The following is an 8967-nucleotide window of genomic DNA, read 5'->3' on the forward strand; positions in this document are numbered from 1 at the left end:
TGACAACGGTTCAGCACCTCTTTGAGCACTGCCGGGGATACCAGAGCAGATGGCCGACCATCAAAATGCGGCCCTGCTTTTCCGCCAGCGCGATCAGCTCCGCGCCCTCCGCCTCGCTTAGGCAGAGCGGCTTCTTGACATACACATCTTTGCCAGCCAGCAACGCCTCCCGCGCCAGCAGAGCGTGTGAAACCGCCGGGGTGGCCAAAGCCACGCTACGCACTCATCTTTCCGACGCGCCGCGTTGCACAATCAGCATCGCTGCGACAATCAGCACCAAGCCGGGCAGCACCTGCGCCGGGGGCAGCGGGTGGCCGCAGAGCCATTCAACAAATAGAATGAAGGGCGGATAGAGATAGCTGTAGGCCATGACTCTGGTCGGGCCGAGCCGCAGGGTGCAGTACTGGCTGAGAAAAAAAGTGATGATGGTGCAGAACACAGCTAAATATGCAGTTCCGGCCCAGACCGTCAGCGAGATGTCATGCCACGGCACCTGCGGCAGTCGTGGCCCGGCCAAGAGCAGCAGCCAGCCGCTGCCGGTGACTAAAATCCAGAAGGTCATCACGCTCATCGGCTCGTCGCGGTGGAAGAGCTTGACCAAAGGCGTGTAGAAGGCCATCAGCAGGCAGCTCAGGAAAAAGAGCGGATCGCCGGGATTGAGGTCAAAGGCCAGCAGCCGCTCCATGCTGCCGTGAAAAAGCACCCAGATTGCGCCGACAGTGGCCGGAATCATCGCCAGCAGGCGGCTCCGGCCCAGCCGCTCGCGCAGCAGGACTGCGCTGTACAGCCCGGAAATGCCCGGAACAAGGGTGAAGATCACGCCGGTGTTGAGGGCGGTGGTTGTTCGCAGGGAAAGATACATCAGCCAGAAAAAGCCGGTCAGGGTGAAGCTGATGCAGGCGTAGCCGAAGAGCTGCCGCCAGATAGGCAGGCGCAGGCCGTCCCGCCAGGCGGTCAGCGGCAGGAAGAGCAGAGCGGCCAAGACGAAGCGGAGCAAAGTCAGCACTGCCGGATCCATGCCGTCCGCCACCGCCTTGCTGACTGTGAACGAGGTGGCGATCAGCATCGCGGCCAGCAGCATCAGGGCGTGAATCCGCCAGATTGCGCCCTTCATCGCTCCCACAGCCGCAAGGCCTGCTGATAGACCTGCGACTTCGGCAGATCCAACGCCTCGGCAATCTGCCGTACCGCATCTTTGAGCGAGCTGCCCTGATCGCGGTGCCAGTGGATCAGCTCGTCGAGATTGCCCGGCTTTTCCTCCTGCCGCTCTGCCGCTCCGCTGATGAGCAGCACAAATTCCCCCAGTGCCTTGCCGCTCATCCGCTCCAGCAGCCCGGAGAGCGGCCCGGCCAGATGCTCCTCATGAATCTTGGTCAGCTCGCGGAAGAGCTGGGCCGGGCGGTCGCCGAGCATGTATAGGCAATCCTGCAAAGCTGCCTGAATGCGGTGCGGGGCTTCGTAAAAGACCAACGGGCAGGGCAGGGCCTTGAGCGCGGCCAGCTGCTTGCGCCGCGCGCTTTTTTTCGCTGCAAGAAAGCCGCCGAAGTAAAAGGCGGATTCTGTCAGCCCGGCCACGGACAAGGCCGCTGCCAAGGCAGACGGGCCGGGCACCGGCACCACGGTGATTCCGGCAGCCCGCGCCGCCCGCACCAAGGCCGCGCCTGGATCGGAAAGGCCGGGCGTGCCTGCGTCAGAGACAAAAGCCACTTTCTCGCCCGCCAGCAGCCGCTCAATAAGCTGGACAGCCTTCTGCTGCTCGTTGTCGCGGTGGCAGCTGGTCAATTTCGCGCTGATGTTCAAGTGCGAGAGCAGCTTGCGGGTGTGCCGGGTGTCCTCGCAGGCGATCAGGTCGGCGGCAGCCAGCGTCTCCCGCAGCCGCTGGCTGATGTCGCCGAGATTGCCGATCGGCGTGGCGGCGATGTGCAGAATGCCGGGCTTGGCCGCAGACGCGCTCATGCGGCAAGCTCGTGGTTCGCCGCCAGCAGGCCGCAGGCGGCGGAGATGTCCGCGCCCCGGCTTTTGCGAATGAAGACGGTATAGTGGGCATTCATGAGGATTTGCTGGAAGCGGAGCAGCCGCTCGTAAGGCGGGCTGTGAAAGGGCAGGCCGCCGCCCTCATTCATGGCCAGCAGGTTGATCTTGCAGGGCACCTCGCGCAGCAGGGCGGCCAGCTGGCGGGCATCGGCATCGGAGTCGTTGATGCCCTCGAACAATGTGTATTCAAACATGATCCGCTGCCGCTTCTTGTTGGAATACTGCGTGCAAGCAGCCAGCAGCTCCTCGATGGGCCAGCGGTCATTGACCGGCATCAGGCGGCTGCGGGTCTCGTTGTCCGCCGCATGGAGCGAGACGGCCAGATTGACCGTGGTCTGCCGGCCCAGCTCCAGCATCTGCGGCACCAAACCGCAGGTGGAGACGGTGATTCTGCGGGCGGAGAAATCCAAGCCGCGCTGCTCAGTGAGGATCGAGAGAGCGGCGAGCAGGTTGTCGAAATTGGCCAGCGGCTCGCCCATGCCCATGAAGACGAGATTGGTCAGGTTCTGCTCCGGGCCGGGCAGATGCGCCGCATTGGCCCGCATCCAGTCCTGCGCCGCGCAGATCTGATTGACGATCTCGGCCCGGCTTAAGTTGCGGCGGAAGCCCATCTGGCCGGTCAGGCAAAAGCGGCACTTCATCGCGCAGCCTGCCTGCGAGGAGACGCAGAGCGTGTTGCGGTCTTCCTCCGGGATCAGCACCGACTCAATCAGCAGGCCGTCCTCCAGCCGGAAGCCGAACTTCACCGCTCCGTCCGCTGAAATTTCTGTGATGGGATCAGCGAAGCTGCTCATGAAGGCCTGCTCCGCCAGCAGGGCGCGAAACTCCTTGGCCAGATCGGTCATCTGGCTGAAATCCGCGATGCCGGGCTTGTACAGCCACGGCAGCAGCTGGCGGCCCCGGAAAGCAGGCTGGCCGAGCGAGACCGCGTAGTCCACCAGCTCATCCTGGGTGAGATTCTTCAGGTCGGTTTTTGTGCTGTCTGGGGTCATGTTATTCGCAGTTGGACTCAAGATAGCGGAACAGGCGGCCTTGAATGTTTGCCTGCACCTCGTATTCCCGGCACGGATTGCCAAGACGCACCGGCGCGACGGTGTAAAAAATGCCGCTGCTGCTGCGCCAAGAAATAGGGCCGTGGTAGTTGAGCGCCTGAAGAAACGTCTCTTGGTCGCTGCTGTTCATCGCCTCGCGGATCACCTCTTTGCCGCTGCGCTGCGGACGGGCCGGGCGGCTGGCTTGCGCCGGGCTGCCCGTTGTCGTCCGCGCGCAGGAGAACTGGCAGCGCAGAATTCTGCCGCGCAGCTCGGCCTGCAAGGCGTAGTCCCGGCAGCCGCCGTGCGCCGCCCCGGCGGTGAGAACATAGGAGCCTGTCGGCCCTTTCCACGGCGTGACAGTCCCCTCCGGCTTGGTGGCCGCGTAGCGGAACACGCCAAGATCGGTGCTGTCCATGTGGCTTTTGATCTCCTCGCAGGAGATCTGCCGCGCCGCAGGCGGCAGCTGCGCTCCTTGCTCATGCGCCCGGATCTGCTGATCTATGCCGCTGCCAGCCGACAGTTCCTGCGGGACGGGCGGAGCATCGCTGACCGGAACTGTCGGCGCGGCCTGCCGCACTGCAAAATTTTCCTGAGGAGGAACAGGCGCAGAGGGCGGCGGATCGGCGACCATCGGCATCTGCTGCTGCGCTGGCCCGCTCTGCGGCCATGTCTGCGCCGAAGCTGGCTCCGGCGGCGGCAGCATGGAGGAAATGTCGTCAAATGAGGAGACCAGCTCGCGCACCGAGATGCTCTGCGGCTGCTGACTCAGAGCCGCCGTGTCAGCAGCCGGAGCGAACTGTTCCGAACGGGGCGCGATGTAGCGGTCTTCAATCCCGGAAATGCCTTCCGTGACGATATAAACATGTTCTTGGCCAAAAAGCTGATACCGCGCTTCGGTTTCCTGATGCAGCAGTTCCAACGTTTCAGCCAGCGCCAACCGCCGTGCTGCCTGGTCTTGCTCGGCAGACATGCTTCCTTGCGGCAGGACAGCAGGCCGGGAGCTGACCGTCATGTCTGGCGCGGCAGGCTGCGCCAGCAGCTGCCGGAACGATTCCGCCGCCTGCGGCGCGGCAAGGAAATATGCAAGCAGCGCAGCGAAGCAATAGACCAGAAACAAGGCTCCGGACAGCACCGCCGCGACCTCTTTGGCCGACTCGGCGGGGATGTTCTTTCTGCGGAGTATGCAGCGGGCCGAGCTTCCTGCCGCTGCGGCGGTCAGGCCCAGCGCGAGCAGTGCGTATATAACAACAGTCAAGGATAACACCTATTTTTCAACAGTGTCGAACGTGAGCTGCTCCGCCGTCAGATGCCGGACAAAAGCGGCGAATTTTTCACAACCGTGTCCAGCTCCTGACGGAAGGCCGGATACCGCTTGTACTGCTGATTTCTTTTCAAATCAAGAAAGGCGGCAGCTTGGTTCCGCTGCTCATGCAGGATCAAGCATTCCATATAGCCGCCCAAGGCTTCAGCCCCTCTGGCATAGCCTTTCCGATATTTATTGGAGACGATCTGCTCGGCGCGGGCAACGGAAATATGCTCAACAAATTTAAGCCATTCTTCTTTATGCCACGATGCGACAGAAATTTGCAGCAGACGCTGCCGGATGGCCTCAACGATAAAGGCATTGCTGCTGTAACGGTCGTTGATGTATCTGGTGAAAAGGCTATGAATTGTCTTGGCCTGCGCATGTCCTTGACTCAGGAAGAGCAAAATGCTGACATAAACGGCTCCGGTTGTTCTTTTCTCATCTGACCAGCCAATGGCCGCTTTTTGATCAATTGCCGCATAGCTTTCTTGCAGCCTTCCTAAAAGCAGCATGATTTTGATCTTGAGGAACGAAAAATCCGACGGATTCTTTTGCTTCGGTGCCGCTTCAAGATACGCAAGCACCTTGTTTAATTCCCTCTCGCTGACCTGCTGCGCAGTCGCCTCCCGCAGCAAAGCAGCCAAATTGTCCTCAATCGGCTTGGAAAAGAATTGCTCGCGTCTGCCCTGCAAAATAAGGCTTTTGTCGCCGGTGCGCTCACCGGCCAAGCTCAACTGCGCCGCCGCTTCAGCCCGCAGCGCGTCATGCGGCATGGCGCGCAAAGCCTCGTGCGCCGCTTGGGCCAGCTCCTTCCAAGCCTCATGCGTCCGCAGCTGCTCCAGCCAGAACAGATAGCCGACCGGAGCCTGCTTTTTGCGCACTTCTTCCGCAAGGCCGGACAAACCGTCCAGCCACTGCGCCGCCTCCAGATGCAGAAGAATGCCCCGCCTGCTGACAGCCGCTCTCAGGTTTTTCCGCAACTGCTTGAGAAAATCATTCCATCCGGCCAGTTCTCCGGCCCGCGCGTCAAACACATCCCGGAGCGACGGAAACAGATCTTCGCTGCCGTCAGAGAAATGCTGCCGGTCAACCGCCAATGCCTGCCTCATCCATTTTGCCTTGTCGGCATCAGGGGCGGTCTCATAGACGCAGCGGCAGTATTTGGATAGAGTCTCCCGCCAGTTTATCTCTAATTCCTCATAATCAACAGTGTATTGCAGCTCATCGCCATACAGGATCAGATCTGTCAGCTTTTCATACACCTGTTTGGCGATTTCCAGCTCTCCAGCGAAAAAGAGCTTGTCCGCCTCGGCAATCAGCTGCGTGAAACGCTGCTTCTGCTCTTCAGAAATGCCAGAAAAATCATCATAATAATTATCTTCCTCCCAATACTGCTCCTCGTAATATGAGCCGTCGTCGACGGATTGATGCAAATCAATGACATCTTGCAGCAATTTCTCTGTTCTTGCAAGAATGTTGTCCGCAGACTTGCTGCCGCCTTGCTTTGTTGCGATAACACCAAATTCTTCCAAAAAAGACTTCCGTTCTTCGGCAGGAATTTCTTGCGCTGTCTGACAAAGCAAATCAATCAGTTCAGATTTTTTCAGCGTGGCACAATGCGTCCTGAGCATTTCAAGAAAGGGCTTCAAAGCTATTGCATTTTTTGCCATTTTCATCCTCTGCTGCTGTTCAAAATTTTCTTTTCTGCCAGCTCCCGCGCTTCAGCATCCGCCGCAAGAATTGCCGCCAAATCAAGATCATCGCCCGCAGTAAACCGCGACAGCACCGTTTTGACCACCTTTGCAATATCGGTGAAGCCGATTTTTTTGTCAAGAAAGGCGGCGACCGCGACCTCGTTGGCGGCGTTCAAAACCGCAGGCTTCACCCCGCCTTCTTGCAGCACGGCAAAGGCGAGACCCAGCGCAGGAAAACGCTCGTAATCCGGCTTCTCGAAATTAAGACTGCCGCAGGCGGAAAGACTGAGCCGCGACAGGCCGAGATTAAGCCGTTCAGGATAGGACAGGGCATAGGCGATGGGAATGCGCATGTCAGGAATGCCGAGCTGGGCCATCACCGAGCCGTCAATGTACTCGACCAAGGAATGGACGATGGACTCAGGATGCACCACCACCCGGATTTTCTCCGCCGGGATGTCGAAAAGCCAGCGGGCCTCGATCACCTCCAGCCCTTTGTTCATCATCGTGGCGGAGTCAATCGAAATTTTGCGGCCCATTGACCAGTTGGGATGCGCCAAGGCTTGGGCGGGCGCAGCGCAGGCTAACTGCTCCGGCGAGAAGGTGCGGAACGGCCCGCCGGACGCAGTGAGAATGAGCATGGCCACGTCATCGCGGCGGCCTGCTTCAAGGGCTTGGAAAATCGCGGAATGCTCGGAGTCTATCGGCAGCAGAGAAACCTGATGCTCGCGCGCCGCCTGCATGACGATCCGCCCGGCCATAACCAAGGTTTCTTTGTTCGCCAAGCCGATGTCTTTGCCCGCCTCAATCGCGGCCAAAGTCGGCAAGAGGCCAGCGGCCCCAACCACGGCAGTGATGACCATCTGCGCGGCAGGCACGGTGGCAACCTGAATATTGCCCTCTTCACCCCAGAAAATCTTCTGCCGATATTCGGCAGGCAGCAGCTCGGCCAATCGCGCCGCTGTTTCTTCGTCGGCAACGGAGATGCGCTCCGGCTGAAACTCCAGCACCTGCGCGGCCAGCTCGGTGATGTTTTTCCCAGCCGCCAGCCCGACGATGCGGAAGCGGTCAGGAAAAACCCGCACCACGTTCAGCACATTTTTGCCGATGGAGCCAGTGGAGCCGAGCAGAGCGAGCGTTTTCATGCGAAAAATCCCCACGACAGCAGGGCATAAAGCAGCGGCGCGGCGAAAAGCAGGCTGTCGGCGCGGTCAAGCAGGCCGCCGTGGCCTTTCAACATGGTGCCGGAATCCTTACAGCCAGTGCCGCGTTTGATCACCGATTCGAGCAAATCGCCGACGATGCCGACAGCAGCAAGCAGGAGCGCGGCAACGGCCATTTTCAAGCAGCTCACTTTCGGCAGCAGGAAGCAGCCAAGCAGCACTGCCGCCGCAACTGCCGCCAGCATTCCGCCGATGGCCCCGTTCACGGTTTTTTTCGGGCTGACTGGCGGGCAGAGCTTGCGTTTGCCAAAGGCGCGGCCTGCGTAATAGGCTCCGGTGTCGGAACCAGCTGTGATGACGGTGAGAATCAGCAGCCAGTGGCTGCCGTCGGGTAGGCCGTGCAGCAAGATGATGAAGCCGCAGCAGAGCGAGACGTAGAAGACGGAAAAGCCCGCGTTGAGCAGAAAGGCGAGCGGGTCGGCAAAGGCGGTGTAGAAGAAGATGACCAAGAGGGCGAGGCCGAGCAAGGCGAGATAGCTGCCGGTCAGAACCGCCGCCGGAGTGCCTGCGTAAGCGGCCAGCACCGGGCTAAGGCTGGCGGCGATGGCCAGCACCCGCACCCCGGAGCCGGGTGTTTTCACCGCCATGCGGAAGAACTCGCGCAGGGCCGCCGCCGCGCCGACTGTCATGACAAACCAGAAAATCAGCGGTGGGGCGATGTACAGCAGCAGCACCCACAGCGCGGCCATGAGCAGACCGGGAATGAAGCGGTTCATTTTATTTTGATTCAGCTACAGTTCCACTCTGTATCCAGCGACCATCATCTTGTACCATTGTAAATATGATAAAAGCTCCGTCTTTCATGTTTGCAATATTATCTCGAATCCTCTTGTAGGCCGGTGCATCTTCTGGTATTCCAGTGTAACGATCTGGATTGCTCCGTATAGCTGGAACTTGCGCCTTTAAATATGTAATAAACGCTTCTCTGTCCTCGATAGACAGAGCTTTCCATTGATCTTCTGGAATCCAGATACATGCCTGAACAGAAGGAAATCCGGTTCCCCAGACATCAAGTCTGGCATCCTCTGTTCGAGCGAGAGCTGCTTTATGAATAGCTGCACCACGTGATACTAGTTCTTCTGGATATATCGGAGCTGTCGGTTTTACAGGTTCTTTCTTTACAGAAGAAGTCGATAAAACAGGATTTTGCGAGGTTTGATTGTCGCACGCTGCAAACATACAAATGAAACTACAGGCGACAGCAACAGAAATTAGATGTTTCATAGTTATCCGTTTAGTTTTTAGTTGTTAAACTATCGCAGTAGCACGAGAATTTTTCCTTTTTTAAGGACTTCTCTGGTAAACGAACTGTCCGCTTTAACAAATTCTTCCCATTCGCGCTTAGTATAGACTATTAAGTCCATAGGGACTTTCTCTTTCAAGAGACTAAAATACTTCTTCACCAATGAATAATTTTCACAGCGTTCAGCAAAACTTTTTGGCAACTCATGCTTATTCAACACGACAATCAAGTCTATGTCGCTGTCAGCCCGCGCTGTTCCCTCTGCATAGGAACCAAAGAGAACGGCCCTATATGTCAGGCCCCGTATGATAATATACCAAAAAGGAGCTGGCCGTTGTTCAGAGCTTGGGAACGGATCAGCGGTATTTTATCAGAACATAAACAGCCCGGTTTGTCATCATGAACATCACTCTGCATAAAAGAGCGCGGACAA

Annotated in this window: 10 protein-coding genes; all 10 read right to left on the reverse strand. The window is 58.4% G+C overall.

The genetic code is table 11. From position 1 onward, the window contains the following. Positions 1–10: 10 nt before the first annotated feature. The 10 genes from ACNKH3_RS02935 to ACNKH3_RS02980 all read right to left on the reverse strand — a co-directional run bounded on the left by ACNKH3_RS02935 (position 11) and on the right by ACNKH3_RS02980 (position 8847). Positions 11–223 (reverse strand): Gfo/Idh/MocA family oxidoreductase, encoded by a 213-nt coding sequence (locus ACNKH3_RS02935; RefSeq protein ID WP_420208180.1) that lies wholly within the window; start codon positions 221–223, stop codon positions 11–13. Further along, a complete protein-coding gene (locus ACNKH3_RS02940) occupies positions 224–1114 on the reverse strand; it encodes a DMT family transporter (protein WP_420208181.1) in 891 nt (296 codons plus the stop codon). Then, positions 1111–1956: a 16S rRNA (cytidine(1402)-2'-O)-methyltransferase gene (gene rsmI, locus ACNKH3_RS02945; RefSeq protein WP_420208182.1), complete on the reverse strand. Its 846-nt coding sequence runs from the start codon at positions 1954–1956 to the stop codon at positions 1111–1113. Before rsmI ends, ACNKH3_RS02940 begins: the two co-directional genes overlap by 4 nt. Further along, on the reverse strand, positions 1953–3026 hold the full coding sequence (gene rlmN / locus ACNKH3_RS02950; RefSeq protein WP_420208183.1) for a 23S rRNA (adenine(2503)-C(2))-methyltransferase RlmN: 1074 nt from the start codon (positions 3024–3026) through the stop codon (positions 1953–1955). Before rlmN ends, rsmI begins: the two co-directional genes overlap by 4 nt. A gap of 1 nt (position 3027) precedes the next feature. Beyond that, a complete protein-coding gene (locus tag ACNKH3_RS02955; protein WP_420208184.1) occupies positions 3028–4323 on the reverse strand; it encodes a hypothetical protein in 1296 nt (431 codons plus the stop codon). Positions 4324–4370: 47 nt separating this feature from the next. Further along, a complete protein-coding gene (locus ACNKH3_RS02960) occupies positions 4371–5828 on the reverse strand; it encodes a hypothetical protein (protein ID WP_420208185.1) in 1458 nt (485 codons plus the stop codon). A gap of 218 nt (positions 5829–6046) precedes the next feature. After that, positions 6047–7213, reverse strand: a complete 1167-nt coding sequence (locus tag ACNKH3_RS02965; RefSeq protein ID WP_420208186.1) for a 1-deoxy-D-xylulose-5-phosphate reductoisomerase — start codon at positions 7211–7213, stop codon at positions 6047–6049. After that, the gene (locus ACNKH3_RS02970; RefSeq protein WP_420208187.1) at positions 7210–8007 is read right to left on the reverse strand and encodes a phosphatidate cytidylyltransferase; all 798 of its coding nucleotides are present in this window, start codon (positions 8005–8007) and stop codon (positions 7210–7212) included. The genes ACNKH3_RS02965 and ACNKH3_RS02970 overlap by 4 nt, the downstream gene beginning before the upstream one ends. Position 8008: 1 nt before the next feature. Continuing rightward, the gene (locus ACNKH3_RS02975) at positions 8009–8515 is read right to left on the reverse strand and encodes a hypothetical protein (RefSeq protein WP_420208188.1); all 507 of its coding nucleotides are present in this window, start codon (positions 8513–8515) and stop codon (positions 8009–8011) included. 29 nt (positions 8516–8544) lie between these two features. Then, a complete protein-coding gene (locus ACNKH3_RS02980) occupies positions 8545–8847 on the reverse strand; it encodes a nucleotidyltransferase domain-containing protein (RefSeq protein WP_420208190.1) in 303 nt (100 codons plus the stop codon). Positions 8848–8967 lie beyond the last annotated feature (120 nt).

Source organism: Candidatus Electronema sp. JC, from assembly GCF_048287365.2.
Classification (GTDB): domain Bacteria; phylum Desulfobacterota; class Desulfobulbia; order Desulfobulbales; family Desulfobulbaceae; genus Electronema.